We start from the raw sequence: 23,919 nt of genomic DNA, 5'->3' as shown, positions 1-23,919 counted from the left end.
GACACCGTGTCCACTTCGAATCGCCAGGTTTCTAGCAATAATGGGGGAAATGGCCCCGAGTCAGAGGAAGAATTTACCGCTACCCAGCTCAATATCAACACCTCTGGCACCGATGATCTCTTGGATGAGATCGATGGCCTGCTAGAAAATAACGCGGAAGAATTCGTCCGCTCGTACGTCCAAAAGGGCGGACAGTAGGCGTGGAATCCACCCGTCCCGTTTTTGCCCGGCGGATCATGGGCATCGAAACCGAGTACGGCCTGTCCACCGCGACGCCGAAGAGACAGCGGGCATTAAGTCCGGATGAGGTTGCGCGCGTGCTCTTTCGGCCGATCGTGGAAAAGTACGCCTCGTCCAATATCTTTGCCACCAATGCCAGCCGCCTGTACCTCGACGTCGGCTCGCACCCTGAGGTAGCCACCGCCGAATGCGATAGCCTCAGCCAGCTCATCGCCCATGAATGCGCCGGTGACCGCGTGATGAACCGGCTGGCCCTGCAGGCAGAAGACGCTTTGGCCGAAGAAGGAAACGAGCGCGCGGTCTACCTTTTTAAGAACAACGTCGATTCCGCCGGGCACTCCTTTGGCTGCCACGAGAATTACCTCATTAGCCGGCACACGGTGCTCAAAGACCTGGGCGTGGCGCTCTTGCCGTTCTTGATTACCCGCCAACTTATCTGCGGGGCGGGAATGGTACAGCCTGCCAAGGGCGATCACACCGCGCAATTCCTCTTATCCCAGCGCGCCGATCAGGTATGGGAGGGCGTATCGTCCGCGACCACCCGTTCCCGGCCCATCATCAATACCCGCGATGAGCCGCATGGGGATTCCAAGCGCTTCCGCCGCATGCACATCATCGTCGGCGATTCCAATATGGCAGAGCCCACCATCGCACTAAAGGTCGGCTCCACCCTGCTCATGTTAGAGATGCTGGAGGCAGGCTTCGAGCTACCCGAGCTCGAGATCGCAGATCCAATCCACCACATTCGCTCCATTGCGCGCGATGTGACCGGCTCAACGCCGTTGCCGCTTGTTAGCGGGGGAACCATTACAGCCTTGGAGGTCCAGCAGCAGCTTTGCGCGCGGGCCCGCGATTGGCTTGCTCACCGCGAAGACGCCGGCACGCCCACGGCGGAATTGGAGCGCGTCGTTGACCTGTGGGAGCGCATCCTGCGCGCCATCGAGACCGGAGATTTTTCTGGCGTAAACCGCGAGATTGATTGGGTGATCAAGCTCGAGCTGCTCGAGCGCTACCGCTCCCGTTTGGGCGGTGACTGGGCGCACCCGAAGCTTACGCAAGTTGATATGACCTATCACGATATCCGGCCAAGGCGAGGACTGTACGACGTGCTGCTTCGCCGCGGAATGATTGAGCGTTGGATTGAAGATGAAGACATCGAGCGTGCGGTAACCAGCGCACCGCCGACTACGCGCGCGGCTTTGCGCGGAAAGTTCCTGGCTGCAGCAGAAGAATGCGGCGCGCACGTGACCGTGGATTGGACGCGGCTGAAGGTCAACCGCCCAGAACCGCGCACCGAGGAACTGCTCGATCCCTTCGCGTCCACAGATCCGCGCGTTGAGGCATTGCTAGACTATATGCACGATAATCACGCCTAGGGCGTGCACATTGAGCACTGGGGAGAGTAGACAACGTGGTGGCATCACGATCCACGCCGAGCCGGCAGGATGCGGCGGTAGAAAGGCTCACCAACCTATCCTTTGCGCTGCAGGGAGCGGCGAATTCGGGTGGTTCACCGGACCGCTCTGCAGCCTGGATCCGCAGCCACGTCGCAGGTTATAGCGATAAATCCGACGAGGCTTTTACCAAGGCCTTGGCTCGCGATATCGCCACCTTGCAACGCGCCGGAGTCCCCATCGTGCACACCGGTGGGGAAGACGGGGCCTCATACCGCCTCGACCAAAGCAATTACCAGCTCCCGCCGGTGGAATTTTCACCGGAAGAAGCGATGGTGCTTGGCATCGCAGGGGGAGTGGGAACCCCTGGTGGATTGAGCGATTTCTCCCTGTCCGGGTGGACCAAGATCGCCGCCTCGGGCGCTTCTCGCAACCTGGAGGGCGCGCCCGTCTATACCGCGGTCAATGACATCACCCGCCTCGCACCCGAGGTCATCACCTTCGTCCTGGCCGCCGTGCGTAATAAAGTCCGCATTACCTTTGCCTACCGCCCCCATCCGGCAGCAGAGACAGTGCGCCGCACCATGGATCCCTGGGGAGTGGTCAACCACCAAAGCCGCATCTATATCGTTGGCTTCGATGTTGACCGCGCCGCCCCGCGCGTCTTCCGAGCCTTAAGGCTTTCCGATATCAAGCGGTCCCACCAGCCGGCTGAGCATTCCGAGCCGACGGTGGACATCGACAAGCTCGTCAAAGAGGCGCTACAACGCGGCGAAAAGGTGGATGCGACCTTGTATATTCCTGAAGGTCAAGCCCAAGAGCTAGAAAGCGTGGGTAGGCGCACTGCCGAAGGCACCGTAGTGCTGACCGGGGTCCAAAAGGATTGGTTGGTGCGCACCGCCGCAGGCTATGCCCCAGAAGTAAAAGTGCTCGATCCCCCCGAGGTGCGCACTGACATCATTAACCTTTTGCGCGCAGCCGCCAACCACAACGGAGCTGAGTAAACCAATGGCCGATGGATCTCATAAACTGCAAGCGCTCGTCCGGTCGCTGAACCTCATCCCGTACTTCCAAAACCATCCGGATAAAACTCCGATGGAGGCAGCCGCGGATTTGGGGATGGACCCAGGGGAACTGAAAGATGCCGTGGACCGCCTATTTTGCTCTGGGACCGGCCGCAATACCGAAGAGCTCATCGATCTCTCTTTCAGCTACCGCGATGGGGTCACCATCTACAATGACCAAGGCTTGGGGCAAGCATTGCGGCTTACGCCGACTGAGGCGGGCGCGCTCTTACTTACCCTTGAATCCCTCGAGGCTATGCCCGGGCTATTAGATACGCGGGCGATTAAGTCTGCCGCCGCGAAATTGCGTTCCATTATGGATGAACGCACGCTGAGCATCTATGACACGTTATCCACGGTGGACCCGCAAGAATCCGACATCCAGGCAACCTTGAACCGCGGGCTTAATGAAAAACGGCGCATCCGGATGCGCTATTGGAGCGCTTCATCTAATAAGGAAACCGAGCGCCTGGTAGATCCGGCCCGGATTTTTATCGTGGATGCCGAGCCCTATCTCGCGGCGTGGGAAGAAGAAAAGCAGGGGCACAGGACCTTTCGTATTGACCGCATCAAGCATGCCGAGTTGACCGAGGAGACTGCTCATCCGCGCCTTAAAGAGCTGGATTTCGACGCTGCAGCACCCTTTAATTTAGGTACGGCGGATTCCGTGGAATTAATCATTCATGAAGAATTCACCTGGCTTGCAGAATACTACGATATGCAACTAGGCAAGCGATTAGAAAACGGCACCATAGCTGCAACGATGCAGGTGGGGTCCGTTGATTGGCTGGTTCGTTTTGCGCTCGGTCAGGCCGATAGGTTACGCGTTACAGCCCCTCAATCTATTGTGAATCTCATTGCGAAACGCGGAAATGCCGCGTTGAAGGGCTATACTTAAAATTCAGTTACTGCACGCACATGCGTCTTAAAATTGCCTCGCGAATTTTCCCGCGAAGTCAGGGAGCGCGGCGGCCATCTGGCGCAGGCAAAGAAGAACCGAAAGAGGATCTTATGACCTTAGGACCATTGGAAATCGGCCTGATTGTTCTCGTCATCATCTTGCTATTTGGCGCGAAGAAATTGCCGGATCTTGCTCGTTCCATGGGCCGCTCGATGCGCATTTTCAAATCTGAGGTCAATGAAATGCAATCGGAGGACACCAAGCGCTCTGAGACCCAAGCTCAACTGAGCCAGAAGCGCCAGCAGTCCGATGAGGAGTTCTGGAACCGCCCAGATATGCAGCCTGGCCACCAGCAGGGAAACTCTTCCTCCCAGAATTAACGCCTGCCAGCTAAAAAGGCGAACACGCTCTGCCTATGCACTCGTCGGCCGTGTCGGAGACCGGCCCTCAGAAATCGAGTGGGCAGGGTAGTGTTCGCTCTTGTGCGTTGAAAGAGCCAAATTGATGTCCTCACAGTCCAACCCTGCCGGTGAACACGGATCCCGCGTGCGCCGCAAGCGGCGAGGTTTTTCACGCAAGCCCAAGAACCCAACGGGCGAGATGACCTTAGTGCAGCACCTGCAAGAGCTGCGGCGAAGGATCATTATTTCCTTGCTTGCCTTGGTTATCGGCGCGATCATCGGTTTTATTTGGTACCAGCAGGCGCCCTTCCGGATTCCACCGCTGGGAGAAATCCTGCGCGAGCCTTATTGCTCATTGCCGGAAGATAAACGAGCCAACTTCAATAACGATGGCGAATGCCGCTTGCTTGCCACCAGCCCCTTCGAGATGCTCATTTTGCGCCTGAAGGTCGGTGCGTTGGCAGGTACGGTTATTTCGTCCCCAGTCTGGCTCTACCAGGTGTGGGCATTTATCGTGCCAGGCCTGCATAAGAATGAGCGCCGCTACACCTTGAGCTTCGTCGTTGTGGCCGTCTCCCTCTTCCTCGCGGGTGCCATCTTGGCCTACTTCATCTTGTCCGTGGGCTTGGAATTCCTCGTCGGCATTGGCGCTGAGTATCAAACCGCAGCATTAACTGGTGAGCGATACTTCTACTTCCTCTTGGCGCTGTTGCTCATCTTTGGCATCAGCTTCGAGATTCCGCTGTTAATCGTCTCGCTCAATCTCATCGGCGTCTTGGAATATAACCACGTTAAGGATAAGCGCCGCATCGTCATCGTCGTGGTGATGATCTTCGCCGCCTTCGTGACCCCAGGCCAAGATCCCTTCACGATGGTGGTATTGTCCGCCAGCCTGATGCTGCTTATTGAGATTGCCTTCCAGTTCTGCCGCATTCACGACAAGCGCCAGAACCGGCAGCGTCCTGACTGGATGGATCTTGATGATGAATCCGCGTCTGCGCTAGACGAAAGCCCCACTGGTGTGGGCGGGCCCGCGCCTGTCGATGCCCCGTCGGGCGTATATGCCTCGCCTAAGCCTGCGGCAGCTGGGGCGTCATTGCAGACCGTCCGCACGGAAAATCGGGCTTCGGATAGCACTTCCCAACGGGCTGAGGATCGCAAGGGTCCGCAGCGACCTACCGATGAAGGCGGCTTTTTCGACGATGTGCTTTAAGCACGGGTAGCCTTGTGAGATATGACTGAAACTCACCTGGATACCTTCGCCGCCGGCCTCCCATACCCCTTGGATGAGTTCCAGGTGCAGGGGTGTGAGGCGGTAGAAAATGGCCAAGGGGTGCTCGTTTGCGCCCCAACTGGTGCAGGTAAAACCGTCGTTGGCGAGTTCGCCGTTTCTTTGGCCTTAAGCCGCGGCACGAAGTGCTTTTATACCACCCCGATTAAGGCGCTGAGCAACCAGAAATACCACGACCTCGTCGCTGAGCACGGCGAGGATGCCGTCGGTCTGCTTACTGGCGATGTCTCCATTAACGCCGATGCCGAAATCGTCGTCATGACCACCGAGGTGCTGCGCAATATGATCTACGCGGATTCTCCCGCGCTGGATAGACTTACTCACGTGGTCATGGATGAAATCCACTTCCTTGCAGATGCCTCCCGCGGCGCGGTCTGGGAAGAAGTCATCTTGAACTTGGCGGACCACGTATCCATCATTGGGCTGTCTGCCACCGTGTCCAATTCCGAGGAATTCGGTGAATGGCTCGCCACGGTCCGCGGCGATACCTCTGTCATTGTGACCGAACACCGGCCGGTCCCACTTGATCAATGGATGATGCTGGGCCGCAAGATTTACCCGCTCTTTGAGCCGGAATCCGGCGGCCAGGTCAATTCCGAATTAGAGCGCCGCATTCAGCGCTTGGAGGCAGGCGATAGCGATGATGGGCACGCGGACTATAAATCCGGCAAGGGTTTTCGCGCGAGGGCGCGCCACAAGGGCGGCGGGCGCAGCGAATTTCATGGTAAAGCGGGCGGGCGTTCCGGTTCCTCCCGGCCGCAAGATCGCTACCGCCCCTTAGGACGCCCTGAGGTGCTGAAGGTGCTGCAATCGCAAGATATGCTGCCCGCGATTACCTTCATCTTTTCCCGCGCCGGTTGCGATGGCGCGCTCTATCAGTGCCTGCGCAGCAGGATGGTGCTGACGACGCAAGAGGAAGCAGAAGAGATCAAGACCATCGTCGATGCCGGCGTTGAGGGCATTCCGGAAGAAGACTTGCAGGTCTTGGATTTCCGGCGGTGGCGCGAAGCGCTCTCCCGTGGTTTTGCCGCCCACCACGCAGGGATGCTCCCGGCGTTTCGCCACATCGTAGAAGATCTCTTCGTCCGCGGTTTAGTACGCGCGGTATTTGCTACCGAGACTCTTGCCTTGGGCATTAATATGCCAGCCCGCACGGTGGTGCTCGAGAAGTTGATCAAGTTCAATGGCGAAGCACACGTGGATCTCACGCCAGGCCAATACACGCAGCTGACCGGGCGCGCCGGCCGGCGCGGAATCGATACCCTGGGCAACGCGGTCGTGCAGTGGGCACCGGCTATGGATCCGCGTTTTGTCGCCGGTTTAGCTTCAACGCGCACGTATCCGCTCATTTCTACGTTTGCGCCGGGCTATAACATGGCCATCAACCTGCTGGGCATGCTCGGCTTTGAGGACTCGCTGCGGCTACTGGAAAAGTCTTTCGCGCAGTTCCAGGCCGATGGTTCCGTGGTGGAAGAAACCCGCGATTTAGAGCGCGCGGAGCATCGCGTGCGCGAATTGCGTGAGCAGCTTGACGATGCCGTGGATGCCCTCGCACCACCAGCCAAGGACGGCGAGGATCCCGCCGAGGTGCTCATGGATTATATCCGGCTGCGCCGCGAGTTGACGGCGGAAGAAAAGCAATCCAAGGTCGATAAGGAACACCAGCGCACCCAGGAAGTGGTTGCGGTGCTAGCCCGCCTGCAATTGGGCGATGTCATCGCGCTTGCCGGAAAGAAGCGCCCCACTCTTGCCGCGGTGGTCACCCCGGCCAACCAGACTGAAGATCCTCGCCCGTGGGTGACCACGGAATCTGGGTGGTCAGGGCGCATCGATGCCACTGGTATTAGCAATCCGCCGATTCAACTGGGCCGTATTAAGATCCCGAAGCCGGTGCGGAAGAATCCGCGGCGCAATACCAAGTACATCCAGGATGTCTTCCACCGCGAAAAGTTTGACCGCCCAAAGCGAATGAAGTCGAAGCCACGTCTGCGACCAAATAAGCGGATAGGCGAGTTGCGCGATGCCATTCGCGAGCACCCTGCACACGACTGGCCCGCCACCGACAGGGAGCAACTGGCCGGCGTGGCGCAGAAGTTGGCGCGCCGCGAGCGCGACCTCGAAAAGCTGCAGGCCAAGGTGAATAAGGCGACCGATACATTGGGCCGAACCTTTGAACGCATCGTGGATCTGCTCGCGGAGATGGACTATGTCGAGTTCTCTGGTGCCGGCAATGATCGCACGCCGGTCATCACTGAGGAAGGCGAGCGCCTGGCAAAGATTCATAGCGAATCCGATCTGCTCGTTGCCCAATGCCTGAAGCGAGGCATTTGGGATGAGCTGGATCCGGCGGAATTGGCCGGCGTTGCATCTCTGTGCTGCTTTGAAAATAGGAAGGCCACTGGGGGCCAGCCGGAGGCGGCAACGGATCGCATGGCCGATGCCATGAATGCGACCTGGCGCATCTATACCGAGCTCGGCGCCGATGAACGCCGCCACCGCCTGCCCCCAACGCGCGAGCCTGAAGCCGGATTTGCGCTGGCCATTCACCAGTGGGCGGCGGGTGCGCCCTTGGGCTATTGCATGGCGGCGGCCAATGAAGCGGGCGCGGAGCTTACTCCCGGTGATTTCGTGCGGTGGTGCCGCCAAGTTGTGGACCTCCTGCAGCAAATCGCCAAGACTGGCTACGATGGCCAGATTCAGCGCAATGCGCGCCGCGCAATCGACGCCATTCAGCGCGGGGTTGTCGCGATCGGGGCTTAAGCTAGCCCGTCCTACTGGCTAGTAGACTGTGGGCCATGACTACTCAGGCTTTTTCTCCCGAAGTGTATTCGCGCCGGCTCTCGGCCGCGCAAGAAGCGGCCGCCCAGCAGGGCATTGACCTTTTGCTGATTGGCACCGGCCCTGATTTTGCCTACCTGACCGGTTCGTGGGTATCGTCCCACGAACGCCTGACGGTGTTAGCCGTTCCCCAAAGCGGTACGCCGTGGATTGTCTCGCCGAATACGGATATTACGGATATTAAATCGGCGCCCGTCGGCAAGCTGGATGTGGAGCTGCGCGGGTGGAATGACGGCGATAATCCCTACGAGCTCGCCCTCAAGGGTGCTGCGTCGATCAAGAAGGTCGCGCTGGGACAATCCCTGACGGCAGACCATATTCTGCAGTTCCAGGCGCGCGTGCCCGAGGCGGATTATGTCCTTGCCACCTATGCGCTCGCGGAGCTTTTCACCCGCAAGGATGAGGCGGAAATCGCGGAGCTGCGCAATGCCGGCCAGGCTATCGACGCCGTGCACGCCCGGGTTCCTGAGCTCCTGCAGCCCGGCCGCACCGAGGCCGAGGTGGCGCATGAACTGGAAAAGCTCATCCTCAAAGAGCATTCCATCATTGACTTTGTCATCGTAGGTTCTGGCCCGAATGGCGCCAATCCGCACCACAGCTTCTCTGACCGGAAGCTGGCTGCGGGCGAGCCCGTTGTCGTGGATCTCGGGGGTACCTTGCCCTCCGGCTATCACTCCGATTGCACCCGCACCTACGTCGTAGGCGGCGATCTCAGCCAGGCGCCGCAGGACTTCCAAGACGCATATGCCGTGCTTTACGATGCCCAAGCGGCCGCCCGCGCCGCCGCCAAGCCCGGCAGCACGGCTGAAGAAATCGACGGGATTGCTAGGAAGGCTATTGCCGATGCCGGCTGGGGCGATAAATTCGTCCACCGCACCGGCCACGGAATTGGTCTCTCGACCCACGAAGAGCCCTTCATCATGGAGGGAAATGACCTAGCGCTGGAAGAGGGCATGGCCTTTTCCATTGAGCCAGGCATTTACCTAGAAGGCCAGTGGGGCATGCGGCTGGAAGACATCGTGGTACTTACCAAGGATGGCTACGAGTCCCTCAACGTCGTTGAACGCGAAGTGCGTTAAGTGGCTGGCGTACTGATCCTGGGCGGGCGCAGCGATATCGGCGGCGAAATCGCCCGACGCGTGGCCCGCGGTAACGACATCGTCCTCGCCGCCCGCGGGACCCACGGGCTGGAGGAGATTACCGCCCAGCTTAAGGCCGCAGGTGCACGCAGCGTCCACCAGCTGTCCTTTGACGCGGAGGATTTCTCCCAACACCGCCAGATCTTTACCGAGGCCAAGGAACGCGTCGGCGCCATCGAGCTGACGGCGGTCGCCTTCGGCATCCTGGGGGATCAAGACAAGGCGGAATCCGACCCGTCCCACGCGGCACAGATCGCCACCATCGACTACACCGCCCAAGTCTCCGTGCTCACGGTAGCGGCGCAGTCGATGCCGCGCGGCCATATCGTGGCCTTTTCCTCCATCGCTGGGTGGCGAGCCCGTCGCGCCAATTATGTCTACGGTTCCACCAAGGCCGGACTGGATGCTTTTTGCCAGGGCCTCGCGGACAGGTTGCACGGCAGTGGGCTCGGGCTGATTACCGCGCGCCCCGGGTTCGTCATTGGGTCCATGACCCTGGGGATGAAACCGGCCCCGCTATCGGTGCGGCCAGGCGATGTCGCCGATGCCGTCGTTGCCTGCATAGACAACGACGACCGCCGCGGTCAGGCGCGCAGCCACACCCTGTGGATCCCGAAGGCCCTGCAAGCCTTGGCCTGGGTCATGCGGTTGGTGCCCCGGCCCGTGTGGCGGCATATGCCGCGTTAGCCGGCCTCGCCGTCCCGCAGCAGGGGCGAATTGATATCGAAGATGAAACCGCGCGGGGCGAGCACGCGGAGGACGACCTCGGCATCGCCCTCTGCGATGTCGTGAAAGACTAGGCCTCCCCACGGGGTGACCGTGATGTCCACTTCTAGCTGACCGATAAGCTGCGCGAACTGCGCCGGGATGGCGCCTTGGTAGACCCCCGCACCAAGGTCGACCACGCCTTCTGCCTGGTGCTCATCCAACCAGCCAATGGGGCCAGGCTCTGCGGCGAGTTCCACACCAGCTGCCCCAGTGCCTTTTGCTTCGGTATTCCTCGCCTCGGTGCGCAAGGCACCGAGGCGACGGAGGTGGGCTGCGGCATCGGCAAGCGAGAGGCCCGCGGTCGGGCTGTTGGTGGCGGGGGAATGGGTGATGTTTAAGGTGGCATCGTCAAGCAGCTGCATACTGACCTGCGCGGCAGAAACCGGCAGGTCGTCGGCGTCAGTGGTAATCGCGAGCGACTCCAAGCCCGGCTGCTCGGTATTCAGGTGCGCGGTCAGCTGGCGCGCTGCCTGCTGCGCCGCGGGAGCAAGGGGAGAGGCCAGCACGGGAATGTGGAAGCTTAGCAGCTCTAATTTATCCAGCTCCGCCGCGAGCTGGGCCTTGTCTGTAACTCCCCGCAACTCGATGGCGGAATTGGGGCGAATATAAACGCTGCCATCGGCCCAGTGCGCCGCGCAATAACCCAAATGGATCCAATCATTAGGGCTGGTAAAACCGCCCACAACGTGCAGGCGCAGGCAGGTGCCGGACTCGGGATGCTGGAAAAATTTGGGGTAATGCATAGCTTGCCAGTGTAGCCGGTGAGAAGCCCTGCGCCGGGATCGAGTGTTGCCAGCATATCGTCAGCTTTGCTCGTTAAACTGGAAGCTATGCCGTTTTTATATCTCGTCCTCTATATGCTGGCGGAAACCCTAGCGTTTTGGGCCGTCGCCGAGTGGATTGGCGTCTTTTGGGCGCTCATTGCCCTGTTCATCACCATGTTCTTTGGAATGTCCATCGCTGGCATCGAGGTGCGCCGGTTGATGGGAAAACAAGTAGAGCAGGCTGGTGACGGGACCTACTACGTCCGCGATAACGATATGGGCAAAACCGCCGGGAATGTGGGCCTCACCCTGGCCGGTGGCATGCTGCTGTCCCTGCCCGGATTTTTGACTAGTTTTATGGGGATCCTGCTCATCTTCGCCCCAACGCGGTCGCTCTTTCGAAAGTTTATGGCCGTATCCATCTACCGCAAGGTAGAGAAGATGGGTGTGCGCATCTACGAGGCATCGCCCATGGCACAGCAGCACGATAGCTATGGCAATTTTGGATCCTTTGGGCAGGCCTCGGGGCAATCTTTTGGACAGGCTTTTGGGCAATCGTCTGGTCAGAGCGACTCCCACGAGGTAATCGATGAGGAAGAGCTGCGCAACTGGTCCGAGAACCTAGATCCTGATGACTTCGGTCCCCGCGGAGGCGACGATAACTCACAGGGTGGAAAATAAGTGGCGGTATTTTTCGCCCGCCTCGTCATAGCGGGCATTTCTGGTGCGCTGACCTTTACCGCCGTTGAGCCGCGTGGCTGGTGGTGGGGCGCGATTATTGGCATCGCCCTGTTATATGTGAGCCTGATGCCGTGGCGTGGGCGACAGGTGCGCGGATCCGTAGGCGCGCTTTTGGCGGTGACGCACGGGTTGGTCTTGTACCTGCTGAGCCTGCCGTGGATTGGCGAGTTGGTTGGGACCGTGCCCTATGCGGCGCTTGCTATCTGGCTTTCGGTCTATGCCATCCTTTTAGGTATCTTCGGGGCCGCGGTGGCGCGATGGCGATATGGATTTCTGGTCTTTCCCCTCGTGTACCTCGCCGTCGAGGTCCTTCGTTCCACGGTGCCCTTTGGGGGATTTCCCTGGGTCAAGCTGGCGTGGGGGCAAATTGAAGGGCCCTTAGCCAATCTCGCGCCGTGGGGCGGGACCTCGCTGATTACGGTGACAACGGCATTGTGTGCTTGCGGCCTTGCCGGCTTATTGCTGCGCGGTGGGCGGGTAAAGATCGCGGCTGGCGCCGCCCTTATTCTCCCACTCATTGCGGGACTCGCGGCCGAGCGCGGCATCGATCCCGCAGATACCAAAGTGGGAGATACCAAGGTGGCGGCCATCCAAGGAAACGTGCCGCGCAGCGGTTTGGACTTCGCTGGGCAGCGTCGTGCGGTCCTGAATAACCACGTCCAGGAAACAGAGAAACTCGCGCGCCGCGAAGACGATATAGATCTGGTGATCTGGCCGGAAAATTCTTCCGATATCGATCCTTTCCGCGACGGCGAAGCAGCCCAGGCCATTAGCGGTGCCGTCGATGCCATCGACGCTCCCGTGTTGGTCGGTACCGCCACCCGCGATGAGGTGGGCGCGCGCAATACCATGCAAGTCTTTACCCCCGGCCACGGTGTGGGCGATCACCACCATAAGAAGTACCTGCAACCGTTCGGTGAGACCATGCCCATGCGGGACTTCTTCGCGCATTTCTCGGACTACGTCGACCTCGCCGGAGATTTCAAAGCAGGGGACGGGCCCGGTGTGGTCTCCATGAATTCCGTCGCGGTAGGTGTGGCGACCTGCTACGAGGTCTCCTTCGATAATGCCTTCCACGAATCCATCAAAAACGGCGCGCAGATTCTTACGACGCCAACCAATAACGCCACGTTCGGCTTTTCCGATATGACGTACCAGCAGCTGGCCATGAGCAGGCTGCGGGCGCTTGAAACCGACCGCGCCGTCGTGGTTGCAGCCACCTCTGGAGTCTCCGCACTCGTGCACCCAGATGGTAGCGTGAGCCAATCCACGGAGCTATTTGAGCCCGCGACACTGGTAGAAAGCCTGCCTCTAAAAACCGGTGAAACATTTTCGGTGCGCTACGGTTCGCTCATGCAGTGGCTGATGGTTATTATTGGTACCGTCTGCGCACTCGTTGCCGTGCGTACCAACCGATTGGGTCGTACACCTCGCGGTGTCGGCGCTAAAGAAAAGTAGGAGCATTAATTACTGTGAGCACTCTTGATTCTGCGACGCTGGTTATCATCCCAACGTATAACGAGATTGAAAACCTTCCCCTGATTACCGGCCGTGTCCGCGAGGCGCTGCCAGAGGTTCACATCCTCGTTGTGGATGATAATTCCCCCGACGGCACCGGCGAGAAAGCCGATGCTTTCGCAGCAGAAGATGACCACATTCACGTGCTGCACCGCGAGGGCAAGGGCGGTCTCTTGGGCGCTTATATCGCAGGCTTTGAATGGGGACTGGAGCGCGACTACCAGGTCCTTTGTGAAATGGATGCTGATGGCTCCCACGCCCCAGAACAGCTGCACCTGCTGCTGGAAGAGATTGACAAGGGCGCTGACCTCGTTATCGGTTCCCGCTACGTGCCGGGTGGCGAGACCGTCAACTGGCCGGCATCCCGCGAGTACCTGTCCCGCTTGGGCAACCTCTACATCTCTTTCGCGCTCGGTACCGACCTGTCCGATATGACCGCCGGCTACCGCGCCTTCCGCCGCGAACTCTTGGAAGACATCGACTTTGATGAGCTGTCTAAGGCCGGTTACATCTTCCAGGTGGACCTGGCCTTCCGCGCAGTCAAGGCTGGATACGATATCCGCGAGGTACCCATCACCTTCACCGAGCGCGAGTACGGCGAGTCCAAGCTGGATGGTTCCTTTGTCAAGGACTCTCTCTTCGAGGTAACCAAGTGGGGCGTGGCCCACCGCGCGGAGCAGGTGAAAGATTTTGCCGGCGAGATGTCCAAGCTGGCGGACCACGAGGTCAAACACGGCTCCGTTCACAATGCTGGCCAGAAGGCGCGCAACGGTGTGGGCTGGGCCACCAATTTGGCCAATGAGCTGGGATACTTGGTCAAGCACCAGGTGGGCCAGCTGACCAAGAAGAAATAACCTAGGCAGCTAAAAAGCCCGTACCCCGTGCCAATATGGCAGCCAGGGTACGGGCTTAAATTAATTCCGCTTGAGCCTTTAAGACTTCTTCTGCTGTTCTTGCTCCTTGAGGAGGCGAGCAGCGGTCCGACGGCGGGAGCGCAGGTGGTTAATGCGCTCTTCCAAAAGCTCATCGAGTTCCTCGATGGAACGGCGCTCCCGCAGCATATCCCAGTGGGTGCGAGGTGGCTTGATGGGCTTAGCTTCCACGCCTTCGCCCTCTACGAGGTGGCCCAGCTTGCCATTCTTGCACATCCATTCTTCAGGGATTTCTGCCTCATGTGCAAAGGGCACCTCATAAATTTCACCATCGTCCGTGCGGTATTTCACCATCTGGCGCGGTGCGAGGTCGTGGTCGCGGTCAGTTTCGTAGCTGACTGCACCCATACGGCTGCCACGGAGTACGCGATCTGCCATGCAACATCATCCTTTTCAAAGAGATCCCTGATTGACGGCGATAGTTTCGCCTAAGAGCTATTTATTATAACGAACACCCACGCGGTATTGTTCCCAGCCCGCCGTTTAATGGACTAAAGTGTATCTAGTGATCCGTACAGCTAGTCGTGAAAGCAATGTCGGTTCCTGCCAATGGTGTGGAAAGGATATTGACCAAGGCGGTAGGGGACGACCACGTAAGTTTTGCAGCGCCTCGTGCAAACAGCGTGCTTATGAACAAAGAAACAATGTTAGTGGCACGGATATTCCTGCCGATGCAGTAATCTTAAGCCCAGATAAAGTGCAAGGTTTGCGCGACGGCCTTTTTGAATTGCGGTGTTCCGCAGAAGACATTCAAACCGCCGCAGAAGAAGGCGCGAGCGCGGAAGAGCTTTCCAGTCTGTGTGAGGAGCTTATTTCGCTGGCTCGGCGTTTAGAAGGACTTCGATAGTAGATGAAAAAGCTTTTTTATAACCGGAAACTCGTCGTTTCCATCTTCGTGGTTTTAATCCTCGTGCTTACCGCCGTAGCTATCGGCCCGATTGTGTACTCGCTTTTCAAAAGCGGCGGCGTCAAGACGGAGCCCGTGACTGCCGATGGCGCCAAGGCAGCCTCGACTCCGCTCGACGGTTCCTGGTCCGTGGCCAAGGGCCGCGCCGATAACCACACTTCGGTGGGCTTTACCTTCGACGAGGTTCTACCGGCGGAAAGGACGTCCACCTCTGGATCGACCACAGAGGTTACTGGACAGGCGGAGATTTCCGATTCCACGCTGGAATCCGCCACCATTACGGTCAATATGGATGCCCTCACCACGGACAAGAAGGTCCGCGACCAAAACATGAAGTCCAAGCTCTTTAAGACTTCAGACTTCCCAGAGTCTTCCTTCACACTTACTAAGCCCGCCTCGCTTGCCGATGTCCCCGAAGACGGCACCATCGGCTCCGTTAAGCTCACTGGTGACCTCACGATCAAGGATAAAACGCAGGAAATCACCCACGAGTTCGATGTCCTGCGCGACGGTGACGATATCGTCATTGGCGGAGACGTTCCGATCAACCGCCTGGACTACAACGTGGAGACGCCAGACATGCTGGCGGCAAAGGTTGCCGAGGACGGCGAGATCAACCTGCGCATCTCCTTGAATAAGGACTAGACCGTGAATTCTCGACGTTTAATTTCCGTACTGTGGTTCCGCCTCGTAGTCGTCATAGCTTTCTCGATTTTCGTTGCGGTTCAACAGATGTGGCTAGTCACGGCGTTTGCAGCATTGCTAGCCGTATTAACCATCTGGCAGCTGTGGAGCGCCTACAAAAATCAATAGCGTTCCTCTTGTTTTAACGTCACGGTGACTAAATGACGGGGTATAAGTGCGCCAAGGTCCAGCGGCAGGAAAGGCCCGCCTGAAGCGAATCTGCGCCCAATCGGATGTCCGAGCCGTCCGAGGTCGTGGCGTGCCGCTTGCCAGACACCCCACACGAGCCTCGCCGAAGCGAATTCTCAAGCACGGCTCGCTTCAGCGAATCTAAGCTCTGGCAGCTTAGGGGTCGAGCCCACCTTGGCCACAGAACCTTCGAGTCTCTCAAGGTCTTAGCGCGCGCCAACAGGTGGGCCAGCCAAACCCCGGACCGAATCCACGAGCCTAAGGGATTATGCTCAAACCACCCTCAACTTAACCTCCATATCTCCATTATTGTCCGATAATGTACATTATGTCATTTTAGATCCATGAACGCCCCTCCCATCGTGCCAAGGCCTTTCATCCAAGAATGGCAAAGCCACTCCGGGCGCAGTTTGTTCCAAATTTACAAATAGTGCCCTTCGAAACGCCCAAATCGGCTCACTATTTGCAAAAACGCATCACGCCATGCCATCGCATCACGCCAGCAGGCCATGCCAGCAAGCCACGCCGGCACACGACACCAAACGTGCACCGCCGAAAGCCAACACATATGCTGGAACTCATGACTATTCAACGCGTTGTCACTAAGCCTTCCCGCGCCGCCCTGTTCCTGGTCTTGGACATTGCGGAAGGCGGCGAGCAAGCCACTCGGGACATGCTCTCCGCATTTGGCGATACTTTCAAGTCAGTCAATTTCCGCCACAATGAGGGCGAGCTGTATACAGTCGTTGGCATCGGTGCGTCCATGTGGCCACGCCTCACCAGCGCTCCCCGGCCGGACAAGCTCAAGGAGTTCGAGCCGCTCGAGGGCGCGTACAAGGCGCCTTCCACGCCCGGCGATATCCTGTTGCATTTCCGCGCGAATACTTATGACCTCTGCCACGAGATGGCGCGCCAGGTCTTGCGTCAGCTGGGCGATGCCGCCACCGTCATCGATGAGACCCAGGGCTTCAAGTACCTGGACCAGCGCGATCTCCTGGGCTTTGTGGACGGCACCGCTAATCCCCTCCCCGAGGAAGCCCTAGAGACAGTGCTGCTTGCCGATGACGCCGATTATCCCCGCGGCTCCTACGTCACTGTGCAAAAATACACGCATGACCTAGATAAGTGGAGCGGCATCAGCACCGAAGAGCAAGAACGCGTTATCGGGCGCACCAAGGCCGATGACGTGGAGCTCGATGAGGATACACAGCCATCAAATTCCCACGTCGCTCTCAATGACCTCGAGGAAGATATCTACCGCGAGAACATGGTCTTTGGTTCCTTTGCCGCAGGTGAGATGGGTACTTACTTCATCGGATATGCCAAGGACCCAGAAGATATCAACGAGCGTTTGCGCAATATGTTCATCGGCGATCCCGAAGGCAATTATGACCGAATCCTGGACTTCTCCACCGCCCTGACTGGAACGAACTTTTTCGTCCCGAGCGTCGATTTGCTAGACGAATTCGACGAGCTTCCGCACTAAAAGCACTAGAAAGCCTAACGGCGCCCGCCGCGATTGCGGTGGGTCAGGCCGAATTGGACGGAATCGATCATTCCGAGGGTCATGAGCGCCTCGCGAAGTGCGAATTGGAAGGTCCATAACCTGCGGAAAACCGGATCAAAGCCGGCAGCGGCGGCCTCGCGAAGGTGCCCATCAAAAAAGGATCGCTGCTGGCGCAGGGATTCAATATAGTGGCTGCCCACGTGCGTTTCGGACACGATGCGCAGGTGAGAGTTCTTATCTACGAGCCGGTGCACGTCCATAGTCAGCGGATAGTCGAGTCCTGGCCAGATATAGGCCCGCATGGCCTGCAAGGATGCTCGGGCAGCCTCCGACATGGACTCGGTGGCCACGATGGATTGAAAAGCCGCCCGACCGTTTGCGGTAAGGAATCGGTCGAGGACTCGGATATAGGCCTTGCGCTCTCGCTGGCTTAATTGCTCGAACTTTTCCACGCTGATGATCGCATCGTAGTGCCCGCGCCATTGCTTCGGGCTCGGAACAGAATCCGGAATCCGCTCTACGTGGATAGAGTCCTCCGTTCCGGCGAAGACAAGCGCCTCGCGCATCTGGGTGATTTGTTCAACATCGCTGGTCAGGACATCGACAGTGGCGCGGCGTTTGGTAGCGCGTATCGCGGCCTGCATTCCGGCCGCGGGATAGACCAGAAGGTGGGTGCCGGCGCCGGTGCGGGTGGCATCGAGAAGCCAATCCGCCGCCCTACGCTGCGCCTCGCCCAAGTCATCCCGGTCTACGTTGGTGGGTTCGCTCACCGTGGTGACATCGACAAAGTGGCTCTTCGGTTCCCTGCCGCCGGCCTTTGGACTAAAGCTTTCGACCGTTTCCCGGATCGTCGTCGGCACGCCGCTGGAGAAGATCCCGCCAACGTGGCTTAGACCATCGCCAGCATAGAGGCGCACTAGGTCGAGAGGCAGCTCCCCTGGCTCAGAATCGCGCACGCTTACCCCTTGCGGTTTGGGAAGATACCCCACCTGCAGGAGTTTGCCTAAAACTTTCACTAATTGGGTGGAGGATGAGACGGTCCACTCGCCTGCCATATAGCTTTCGGCGAAGCCTAACCATCCGGTGGCGGCGATTCGCTCGAATAATGCATCGTGGCCTATCTTCAAATCGGGGCCGCCAGCAGCATCGAGTTCCAGTTCCAAGCCGGCATTATCGCAGGCCTTGGCGAATTCTGCCTCGGCCCGGCGGGATTTTAGCGCCGCCCAGCGCTGCGATGGCACGGTCGCGATATTGGGCCATGCCTCCGCGTCGATGGAGCGTAGATGCTCGGGGGTGGAAAAACTCATGGTTTGGGGAGCGCTCCTGGGTGCAAGGGTCACGGTTGGGCTTATTTTAGCCAGATTCTGAGCGGTTTCGGTTAAGGCGCTCCGCATGAAAGGAAACCTGAAACGCATGTAAATGGGTATCAAGTATGCACGTTATGTAACGAGCGTTTACACTATACGGGTACTTAAATAAGCTTTCTCGAGGAAGGTCGCATTAATTCCATGACTGATACCCCTTATCGTCCAAACGGAAGCCGTCACCACGTCGTCGTGGTTGGCGGTGGATTCGGCGGTCTTAACACTGTGAAGAAGTTGAAGAACGCCGATGTTGAGATCACCCTCATCGATAAGAAGAACCACCACCTGTTCCAGCCAATGCTCTACCAGGTGGCTACCGGCATGATTTCCGCTGGTGAGGTTGCCCCCTCGACCCGCCAGCTGCTGCGCAACCAGGATAATGTGGACTTTGTCAACGGCAACGTGACCGACATTAACCTGGAGGACCAGACGGTTACCGCCGAGCTCGATGACTTTTCGCGCACCTACTCCTATGACTCCCTCGTGGTCGCTGCTGGCTCCAGCCAGTCGTACTTTGGCAATGACCACTTCGCGGAGTTTGCCCCTGGCATGAAGACCTTGGATGATGCCCTGGAGCTGCGTTCCCGCATCATTTCCGCCTTCGAAAAAGCTGAGCTTACCGATGACCCCGCTGAGCGCGAGCGCCTCCTCACCTTCATCATCGTCGGTGCCGGCCCAACCGGTGTGGAGCTCACCGGCCAGATCGCTGAGTTGGCTAACCGCACGCTTAGCGATGTCTACTCCACCTACGGCACCTCCGCCGCAAAGATTTACCTGCTCGACGGTGCGCCGCAAGTGCTCCCGCCGTTTGGCAAGCGCCTCGGCCGCCGTGCTCAGCGCACTTTGGAGAAGGAAGGCGTCAACGTTCGCCTGAACGCCATGGTGACCGATGTCAACGAAGACTCCGTAACCTACAAGAACATGAAGACCGAGGAAGAGGTCACCCTCGAGGGCGCGACCAAGATCTGGTCCGCTGGTGTTTCCGCTTCCCCACTGGGCAAGATGGTCGCTGACCAGGCCGGAGTCGAGGCTGACCGCGCGGGCCGCGTTTCCGTCAACGATGACATGACCGTTGGTGACTTCAACAACGTCTACATCATCGGTGACATGATGTCCCTGAACCGCCTGCCGGGCTTGGCACAGGTGGCAATTCAGGGTGGCGAGCACGTCGCCAAGCTCATCGAGACCAAGGTGGACGAGGAGTCCACGGCCGATGAAAAGGAACCTTTCGAGTACTTCGACAAGGGCTCGATGGCCATCGTGACCCGCTTCAATGCCGTTGTGAAGCTGGGCAAGACCGAATTCTCCGGCTTCCCAGGCTGGTTGGCATGGCTGGCCTTGCACCTGACCTACGTCGTTGGTCTACGCAGCCGCTTGGCCGTATTGGTCAACTGGGCGGCTAATATCCTCTCCCGCAACCGCGGCAACTTGGAGATTACTACCCAGCAGCGCATCGCCCGCAACCTCATCGATGAGGCAGAAGAAGAGAAGAAGAACTAAATTCTCCTCGGCACCAGCCGCTGTCCTACTACCCCGCTATGGGGCTGTGGGCGGCGGCTTTTGTGGTTTTCGTTCCTATTTTCCCATTTTTGTTAGGCTTGGGCATTACAACATGGGGTGCCACGCAGTGGCTGAGATACACCCATTGAACCTGCTCTCAGTTAGAACTAGCGAAGGGATTGTTGTGGATTGTTCATTTCTCTGTGCCCACGATGCGGTGCGCGATACCGCTCCACTTATTCAGTGCTTGACCAATAAGGTCGTCAGCAATATTTCTGCCAATGCGCTTTTGGCCATCGGCGCCAGCCCGGCAATGGTAGATACCCCAGATGAGTCGCAAGATTTTGCGAAGATCGCCAGCGGTGTGCTTATCAATTGCGGAACCCCGAATTCCGAGCAATACGCCGGCATGCGAGAGGCAATCGCCGGTGCGACCGCGGCTAGAAACCCGTGGGTCCTCGATCCCGTCGGCGCGGGTGGTCTGCAAAAGCGCACCGAGTTCATGCATGAAGTCTTGCCGCAGCGCCCGACGGCGATTCGCGGCAACGCCTCCGAAATCATCGCTTTGGCCGGAACCGGAGCCGGCGGGCGCGGCGTGGAATCTACCGATGGCGTGGAGGCGGCACTGGAACCAGCGCTCAAACTGTCCCGGGATACTGGAGCCGTAATTGCCGTGTCTGGCCCCACGGATCTCATCGTGCAGACAGGCGAAACGCCGCGTGCGGTAAGCCTCGAGTCTGGACACCCGATGCTGCAAAACGTCATCGGCACGGGTTGTTCGCTGGGCGCTATCTGCGCGGCTTACCTGGCAGCGTGGGAGGATCCATTCACAGCGATCATCGCAGCGCATGCGCATGTGGGGGCCGCAGGCAGCGTTGCCGCGGAGAAATCCACGGCGCCCGGCTCCTTTGCGGTTGCCTGGCTCGATGCGCTGTATGAGCTGTCCACCGGTGGGATCGAGGAGCGGATCTCTGCCTCCGAGGTCGCAGACGTTGCGGAGCTGTCATGAGCATCGATTGGACGCTGTATCTCATCACCGATCCTGAGCTCGCCGGCGGGCGGGACAAGGTCGTTCCCATCGTGCAAGAGGCGGTTCGCGGCGGGGCTACCGTCGTGCAATTGCGCGATAAGGAGGCCAGCGACGAGGAGGTCGAGGCTACCGCCCGCGAACTCATGAAGGTCTTAGGCGGCGTACCGCTTTTTATCAATGACCGTGTCGAGGTAGCGGCCAAGGTAGGCTGCCACCTGCACATTGGCCAAAACGATATGGATTTACACCAAGCACGGGAGCTGCTTGGCCCCGATAAGCTCATCGGGCTTTCTGTGGGCACGCGGGAAGAGCTGGACGCCATTGACCCGCAGGAGGCCCCCGATGTCATTGGCATCGGCCCGGTTCACTCGACGGCGACCAAGAAGAATGCGCCAGCGGGAATCGGTGCCGAGGCCGCCAGGCGGCTTGCCACCGCGGCGCGCGAACGCGGCATCGAGTCCGTCGCCATCGGCGGCATCAAGGCACACAATGCCCACGAACTTTCTGCAAGCGACTTCGCAGGGATCTGCGTGGTCAGCGACATTATGGCTGCCGATGACCCGGCAGCGGCAGCACACAACCTAAAGGAGGCCTACTGTGGCTAAAGGAACCTCCCCCCGTATTCTCTCGATTGCTGGAACCGATCCCACAGGCGGAGCCGGCATCCAGGCCGATTTGAAGTCCATCGCCGCCGCGGGCGGGTATGGAATGAGCGTGGTCACCGCGCTGGTGGCCCAAAATACCCAGGGCGTGCGCAGCGTCCACGTCCCGCCGCTGGATTTCCTCCAAGAGCAGCTGGATTCCGTCCGCGAAGACGTAAACATCGATGCCATCAAGATCGGCATGCTGGCCGATGCCCCCATCACCGACCTCGTATCCACGTTCCTCGACCAGATCGCCCCGTCCGTCCCCGTGGTCTTGGACCCGGTCATGGTGGCCACCAGTGGCGACCGCCTCTTGGACCCCGCGGCGGAAAAGGCGGTGCGCGAGCTGTGTTCCCGAGCTGATGTCATCACGCCCAACCTCAAGGAGCTGGCCGTCCTGACACAGACGGAGGAAGCCACGGATTTGGACCGTGCCATCGAGGTGGCTAAGACGTGGGCCGCTGAGGCGGATACGGCGGTCATCGTCAAGGGCGGGCACCTTGACTCGGCGATTGCCGATAACGCCGTGGTCACTGCCGATGGCAAGGTTCACCGCGTGGAATCGGCTCGAGTGCAGACCAAGAATACCCACGGCACGGGCTGCTCCCTCTCCTCTGCCCTAGCAACGCGGCTAGGTGCAGGCGATGATGCCGCCACCGCCCTAGAGTGGTCCACGGACTGGCTGCACGAGGCGATTGCCAACGCGGATGCGCTGGCCGTCGGCAAAGGCAGCGGGCCGGTAGACCACCTGCACCGCCCGCAGCGCTTGATGCGGGCTGCGTCCTCGGTACCGCTTCCTCACTTGTCCGGGCCATTGGAAGAGGTAGAAAATGCCGATCAGCCGCGAGTAGCGGCCGCTGGCCCGTACACGCAGCGCCTGTGGAATATCGCGGCGGAGCACTGGGAGCAGGTAAAGGCACTACCCTTTATTCAGAAGCTGGGGTCCGGGGCACTTGCCAACGATGTTTTCAGCTTCTACCTCGATCAGGATTCGCAATACCTGGCGTCCTACTCGAAGGCCTTGGCTCGCCTGGCCAGCCAAGCGCCCGATACCGCACAGCAATTGCACTGGGCGCAGGGCGCCTACGAATGCCTCGCGGAGGAGGCTGAACTGCACCGCGGATGGTTGAAGGATTCTGCTACTACGGCGCCATCGCGGGTCACCAGTGCCTATACGGATTTTCTCATCCGCAGCACGCACACGGATGATTATGCGGTTGGCATCGCGGCGGTACTTCCCTGCTACTGGCTGTATGCGGAGGTAGGCCTGCACTTGGCGGAATTCGACTCGCCCGATCACCCCTACCATGCTTGGTTGGAGGTGTACGGCGGGGAAGATTTCCTCGCCGGGGTGCGCGAGAGCATCAAGATTGTGGAGGAAACTTTAGAAAAGGCGGATGAGGCCACTCGGACCCGTGCCGAGCGCGCCTTTATCAGCGCCAGCATCCACGAGGTCGATTTCTTCGACCAAGCGGACCGGCGCTTTTAAGGCCTTAGGCCAAGAGGTCCGCACCCGGGCGGGATAGCACGGCGACCAAAAAGGTGGAATGCTCCGAAAATAGCTTCATGTCCCAGGAAGAAAACGTGAAGTCAACGCGGTAGCCCACCTTCTGCGCCATATCGAGGAAGTCCTGGAAGTCCCATCCGCGGCCTTCCCCAAAGCCGGTGACGAAGCGCCCGCCGGGGGTCAGCGAGTTAAAAATATTCCGCAGGGCTTCCTCGCGGCCATCCACGGCCAAAAAGCCCATGACGTTTCCTGCGGAAACAGCCAAGTCAAAGGGGCCTTCAGGAACCTCTTCCGTGCACAGGTCCCCGACGAACCACTCGCCGTCGGGGAAGTCATGTTCGGCGTGTTCGATCAAAATGGGATCCACGTCAATGCCCACCACGCTGTGTCCGCGGCGCAGCAATTCCCCGCCGACGCGGCCGGTTCCACAGCCGGCGTCGAGGATGGTGGAATTGCGTTCCACCATGGCATCGACAAGCCGGGCCTCCCCATGAATGTCTTTGCCCTGCGCCTCAAGCATCTTCCATTTGCGGGCGAAATTATGGGAGTGGGCGGGATTGGCTTCGGTAACTTCTTTCCACGTTGGCATAGATTCG

The 23,919-nt window shown here is 59.1% G+C and carries 23 protein-coding genes and 1 riboswitch; of the genes, 19 read left to right on the top strand and 4 right to left on the bottom strand.

Annotated elements, in window-relative coordinates:
• The first annotated feature begins 6 nt into the window (after positions 1-6).
• The 9 genes from ACLI1O_RS06190 to ACLI1O_RS06150 all read left to right on the top strand — a co-directional run bounded on the left by ACLI1O_RS06190 (position 7) and on the right by ACLI1O_RS06150 (position 9,955).
• Positions 7-198: a ubiquitin-like protein Pup gene (locus ACLI1O_RS06190; protein ID WP_005279201.1), complete on the top strand. Its 192-nt coding sequence runs from the start codon at positions 7-9 to the stop codon at positions 196-198.
• A 38-nt stretch (positions 199-236) separates the two neighbouring features.
• Complete coding sequence (gene pafA / locus ACLI1O_RS06185; protein WP_349838797.1) at positions 237-1,616, top strand: Pup--protein ligase; 1,380 nt, start codon at positions 237-239, stop codon at positions 1,614-1,616.
• 35 nt (positions 1,617-1,651) lie between these two features.
• Entirely contained in the window at positions 1,652-2,638 is a 987-nt protein-coding gene (locus ACLI1O_RS06180; protein WP_349838777.1) for a helix-turn-helix transcriptional regulator, read from the top strand.
• A gap of 4 nt (positions 2,639-2,642) precedes the next feature.
• Positions 2,643-3,596, top strand: a complete 954-nt coding sequence (locus tag ACLI1O_RS06175; protein ID WP_284852405.1) for a helix-turn-helix transcriptional regulator — start codon at positions 2,643-2,645, stop codon at positions 3,594-3,596.
• A gap of 113 nt (positions 3,597-3,709) precedes the next feature.
• Positions 3,710-3,979 (top strand): Sec-independent protein translocase subunit TatA, encoded by a 270-nt coding sequence (tatA, locus tag ACLI1O_RS06170; protein WP_284770669.1) that lies wholly within the window; start codon positions 3,710-3,712, stop codon positions 3,977-3,979.
• Positions 3,980-4,103: 124 nt separating this feature from the next.
• Complete coding sequence (tatC, locus tag ACLI1O_RS06165; RefSeq protein ID WP_349838779.1) at positions 4,104-5,213, top strand: twin-arginine translocase subunit TatC; 1,110 nt, start codon at positions 4,104-4,106, stop codon at positions 5,211-5,213.
• A 21-nt stretch (positions 5,214-5,234) separates the two neighbouring features.
• On the top strand, positions 5,235-8,051 hold the full coding sequence (locus tag ACLI1O_RS06160; protein WP_411706771.1) for a DEAD/DEAH box helicase: 2,817 nt from the start codon (positions 5,235-5,237) through the stop codon (positions 8,049-8,051).
• Positions 8,052-8,086: 35 nt separating this feature from the next.
• A complete protein-coding gene (locus ACLI1O_RS06155; RefSeq protein ID WP_411706770.1) occupies positions 8,087-9,208 on the top strand; it encodes a M24 family metallopeptidase in 1,122 nt (373 codons plus the stop codon).
• Entirely contained in the window at positions 9,209-9,955 is a 747-nt protein-coding gene (locus tag ACLI1O_RS06150) for an SDR family oxidoreductase (protein WP_284782810.1), read from the top strand.
• Here ACLI1O_RS06150 and ACLI1O_RS06145 read toward each other — a convergent pair.
• A complete protein-coding gene (locus ACLI1O_RS06145) occupies positions 9,952-10,779 on the bottom strand; it encodes a precorrin-3B synthase (protein WP_284782815.1) in 828 nt (275 codons plus the stop codon). The genes ACLI1O_RS06150 and ACLI1O_RS06145 overlap by 4 nt on opposite strands.
• Before the next feature lie 87 nt (positions 10,780-10,866).
• Between ACLI1O_RS06145 and ACLI1O_RS06140 the strand changes: the two genes are divergently transcribed.
• Genes ACLI1O_RS06140 through ACLI1O_RS06130 form a run of 3 tightly spaced genes read left to right on the top strand, consistent with a single transcriptional unit; the run spans position 10,867 to position 13,913 of the window.
• Positions 10,867-11,481 carry an FxsA family protein gene (locus ACLI1O_RS06140; RefSeq protein WP_284782816.1) on the top strand — a complete coding sequence of 205 codons (615 nt, stop codon included), beginning with the start codon at positions 10,867-10,869 and terminating at the stop codon, positions 11,479-11,481.
• Positions 11,482-12,999 carry an apolipoprotein N-acyltransferase gene (gene lnt, locus ACLI1O_RS06135; RefSeq protein WP_284782818.1) on the top strand — a complete coding sequence of 506 codons (1,518 nt, stop codon included), beginning with the start codon at positions 11,482-11,484 and terminating at the stop codon, positions 12,997-12,999. It begins immediately after the preceding gene.
• 14 nt (positions 13,000-13,013) lie between these two features.
• A complete protein-coding gene (locus ACLI1O_RS06130) occupies positions 13,014-13,913 on the top strand; it encodes a polyprenol monophosphomannose synthase (protein WP_284770677.1) in 900 nt (299 codons plus the stop codon).
• A 78-nt stretch (positions 13,914-13,991) separates the two neighbouring features.
• Here ACLI1O_RS06130 and ACLI1O_RS06125 read toward each other — a convergent pair whose 3' ends face one another.
• Positions 13,992-14,369: an RNA polymerase-binding protein RbpA gene (locus ACLI1O_RS06125; RefSeq protein WP_005279221.1), complete on the bottom strand. Its 378-nt coding sequence runs from the start codon at positions 14,367-14,369 to the stop codon at positions 13,992-13,994.
• Between the two features lie 127 nt (positions 14,370-14,496).
• Between ACLI1O_RS06125 and ACLI1O_RS06120 the strand changes: the two genes are divergently transcribed.
• The 3 genes from ACLI1O_RS06120 to ACLI1O_RS06110 all read left to right on the top strand — a co-directional run bounded on the left by ACLI1O_RS06120 (position 14,497) and on the right by ACLI1O_RS06110 (position 17,257).
• Positions 14,497-14,838 (top strand): hypothetical protein, encoded by a 342-nt coding sequence (locus ACLI1O_RS06120; RefSeq protein ID WP_042403724.1) that lies wholly within the window; start codon positions 14,497-14,499, stop codon positions 14,836-14,838.
• A gap of 3 nt (positions 14,839-14,841) precedes the next feature.
• Positions 14,842-15,543: a YceI family protein gene (locus ACLI1O_RS06115; protein WP_239268093.1), complete on the top strand. Its 702-nt coding sequence runs from the start codon at positions 14,842-14,844 to the stop codon at positions 15,541-15,543.
• Positions 15,544-16,351: 808 nt separating this feature from the next.
• Entirely contained in the window at positions 16,352-17,257 is a 906-nt protein-coding gene (locus tag ACLI1O_RS06110) for a Dyp-type peroxidase (protein ID WP_411706769.1), read from the top strand.
• Positions 17,258-17,271: 14 nt separating this feature from the next.
• Here the strand turns inward: ACLI1O_RS06110 and ACLI1O_RS06105 are convergent, their stop codons facing one another.
• Positions 17,272-18,585, bottom strand: a complete 1,314-nt coding sequence (locus ACLI1O_RS06105; RefSeq protein ID WP_349838782.1) for a class I SAM-dependent methyltransferase — start codon at positions 18,583-18,585, stop codon at positions 17,272-17,274.
• Between the two features lie 201 nt (positions 18,586-18,786).
• On the opposite strand from ACLI1O_RS06105, the gene ACLI1O_RS06100 reads away from it, so the two are divergent.
• The 4 genes from ACLI1O_RS06100 to ACLI1O_RS06085 all read left to right on the top strand — a co-directional run bounded on the left by ACLI1O_RS06100 (position 18,787) and on the right by ACLI1O_RS06085 (position 23,305).
• Positions 18,787-20,142 carry an NAD(P)/FAD-dependent oxidoreductase gene (locus tag ACLI1O_RS06100; RefSeq protein WP_284796138.1) on the top strand — a complete coding sequence of 452 codons (1,356 nt, stop codon included), beginning with the start codon at positions 18,787-18,789 and terminating at the stop codon, positions 20,140-20,142.
• 103 nt (positions 20,143-20,245) lie between these two features.
• Positions 20,246-20,339: riboswitch (TPP riboswitch) on the top strand.
• On the top strand, positions 20,327-21,151 hold the full coding sequence (gene thiM, locus ACLI1O_RS06095; protein WP_349838783.1) for a hydroxyethylthiazole kinase: 825 nt from the start codon (positions 20,327-20,329) through the stop codon (positions 21,149-21,151). Its footprint overlaps the riboswitch before it by 13 nt.
• On the top strand, positions 21,148-21,777 hold the full coding sequence (gene thiE, locus ACLI1O_RS06090) for a thiamine phosphate synthase (protein ID WP_284796141.1): 630 nt from the start codon (positions 21,148-21,150) through the stop codon (positions 21,775-21,777). The genes thiM and thiE overlap by 4 nt, the downstream gene beginning before the upstream one ends.
• Positions 21,770-23,305, top strand: coding sequence for a bifunctional hydroxymethylpyrimidine kinase/phosphomethylpyrimidine kinase (locus ACLI1O_RS06085; protein WP_411706768.1), 1,536 nt, complete (start codon positions 21,770-21,772; stop codon positions 23,303-23,305). The genes thiE and ACLI1O_RS06085 overlap by 8 nt, the downstream gene beginning before the upstream one ends.
• Positions 23,306-23,309: 4 nt before the next feature.
• Here the strand turns inward: ACLI1O_RS06085 and ACLI1O_RS06080 are convergent, their stop codons facing one another.
• Positions 23,310-23,912, bottom strand: coding sequence for a class I SAM-dependent methyltransferase (locus ACLI1O_RS06080; protein ID WP_023017516.1), 603 nt, complete (start codon positions 23,910-23,912; stop codon positions 23,310-23,312).
• Positions 23,913-23,919 lie beyond the last annotated feature (7 nt).

It is taken from the genome of Corynebacterium sp. LaCa78, assembly GCF_046717505.1.
In the GTDB taxonomy this organism is placed as follows: Bacteria; Actinomycetota; Actinomycetes; order Mycobacteriales; family Mycobacteriaceae; genus Corynebacterium.
Note: the sequence above shows the minus strand (reverse complement) of the source record. Positions and strands in the feature narration are given on the sequence as shown.